The organism is Bacteroidota bacterium (genome assembly GCA_034723125.1).
Lineage (GTDB): Bacteria > Bacteroidota > Bacteroidia > CAILMK01 > JAAYUY01 > JAYEOP01.
On the sequence record JAYEOP010000370.1, the window covers coordinates 1 to 2,386 of the forward strand.

The following is a 2,386-nucleotide window of genomic DNA, read 5'->3' on the forward strand; positions in this document are numbered from 1 at the left end:
AATAACACTAACCACCGATTAAATTTTTGTCAAATATAAAGCTATTTCTGCTTTGCTCAAAAAATAATTTACTTTTTTTAGGTTACGTTTTTCAAATTGCTTCTTTCAGTGATGTTGGAAAAATATATGACTGTCTTCTGTCTTTTCCTTGTATAAATTTCATAGTATAAAAATAGAAATTATTCCTTTGGTAGCAAATTATTTTTATCTACAAATTGTTGATTTTTTTAGACAGTCTGACGATTGGTGCTATGCTGTGTGCCACTATATTATCACTAATTTTTCTGTTTACAAATATATTAAAGGAACATAATGTTCATGTTTACAACTAATTGTTGTATGTAGTATGAGCACGTGTTGGGCGTTCGCACTTTATTCTTCAATTACTTTAAGTACTTTTTCTAGTTTTGATTTCACTAAAGGAATAATTGTATTTGCTAAATTATATACTTCTGTGCTACCAATATTTGGTTCTCTATTATCCAATTGAAAATTTTTTGAAGCATTAGCACTTGCCATTTCAATATATATTGGATGTTTCCTTGAGTCAAAACCTCCTGCGATAGTGTTGTTAACTAATTGTTTCCACTCGGTACATATTTCTGACTTGTCAAAAATTGGTTTTTCAGAATGTGAGTGATAATACAACCATACTTCAAAACATGGATTACTCTTTGTCAAATACCAATCCTTAAATTTGTTACATTTTTCTTGGACAATCTGAATCTGAGGTATTCTAGACTCAGCCTTATCTTTGTCAATATCTAAAACAATCCAAACTTCATCACCTTCAATAAAATCGTATTTAGGGTTAGAATTCTCATCAGATTTAATTATACATTTCTCCGCAATATTCAATAATCCTAAAGGAGAATTATCTTCGTGAGGATGAAGTTCATATACTTCAATATTTATTCTTGAGTCTATTTCTTTAAAATACTCAAAATAATCAAGTTCTCTTTTAGCACCTTCGCAAAAGATATAGATACTTTTTGCTTCTCTATTCGCTGGAACTCTTTCGAAAAGTCTGTCAGTTAGTATCATAATTGTGCCAGTTTAAGTCTTGTAAATTGCCCAAGAACGGTATTGAGCCATACCTTCCATCAAGATAACCTTTTTGAATATCTATAGTTTTATGTTCTTTAAAATCATTCAATGAGTATAAGTCAGTTGAGCCACTTTTATCTTTTTCTGCAAACCAAATTTCATCTTGTCTGAATATTTTTTGGTCTAATAAATTTGATTCATGTGTTGAAAAAATCAATTGACCTTTTGTATTTGGGTCTAACGAAAATTTTTGAACTAATTCTTTAATTAGGAGAGGGTGGATACTTCTTTCAATTTCATCAATAATGTAAACTTGTTGATTAGAAATAATACTATTAAATGCAGGTGCAAAATCTAAAAGTCTTATAGTTCCATCAGATTCTTCATCCAAATTAAAAAGTACTTTTTTGTCTCTTTTGCCAATATGTCCAATTTTTAAAATTTTAACCCAAACTTTACCATCTTCTTTAACGACAATCAGTTCGTCCCCTTTATTACTTCTTAAACCAATCATCTTTTCGGGAGAATCTTCAAGGTCTTTAACTAACTTATCAAGTTCCTTTTCTTTATCTACACCAAAAAATTCTTTTATGTCTTTTTTCTCTGAAACCAATTCTGTTATCCCAAGATTGAATGAGCACATCAAATCTTTTGCATAATTCTTAAAATCTTTGTCAATATCAATTTTATGTGCCAAGGCCATTGGCTTTGAATCAGGAGTAATAATTTGAAGTGTGTCTTCAAACCATTTAAATGCAACTTTAACCGTCTTTAAATATTTATTATCTCTATTTGAAAGGAGTTTTAAAATAGGTTCGTTTGGCTTAACAAATTCTTCAAGTAATACTGTTTTTAATAATTGACTCTTTTCATCCTTTTCAAATTCTTCAAGAAAAGCAATGCTTGTTTTGTTATCATTATCCGTTTTACGTTCATAAATAAGTTTATCCGCTTTCTTGCCTAAACCAGATAAATATAATTCCTCAGTCATTATGGTGTTTTCGTTAAGTCTAATTCCATAATAGAATGCTGTATCTTCTTGTATGAATTCAATTGCAAGTACTTGGTGCTGATTATCTTTTGAATTGTTAAACTTAAACTTTGAATCTTTTAATCTAAAAGGAATATTTTCCTTGACTATTAGTTTTTGAAATAATTCTAACGATTTTATAAGATTCGATTTTCCCGCACCATTTGCTCCGTAAATTGAGCCGATTTTTAGAACATTGAAATCATTGTATTCGTATTTATGATGTTCCAAAGTTTTTAATCTTTTATTCGGTATTGTTGTAAATTCTTTTCTTTCTCCGAATGAGAAAAGGTTCTCAACTACAAATCT

At 29.2% G+C, this 2,386-nt stretch carries 2 protein-coding genes; both read right to left on the reverse strand.

Translation table 11 applies throughout. From position 1 onward, the window contains the following. Positions 1-372: 372 nt before the first annotated feature. Positions 373-1,044 carry an RloB family protein gene (locus U9R42_09890; GenBank protein ID MEA3496331.1) on the reverse strand — a complete coding sequence of 224 codons (672 nt, stop codon included), beginning with the start codon at positions 1,042-1,044 and terminating at the stop codon, positions 373-375. Then, positions 1,031-2,386, reverse strand: a 1,356-nt coding sequence (locus tag U9R42_09895; protein MEA3496332.1) for an ATP-binding protein, incomplete at its 5' end; no start/stop codon positions are given. The genes U9R42_09895 and U9R42_09890, both read right to left, overlap by 14 nt.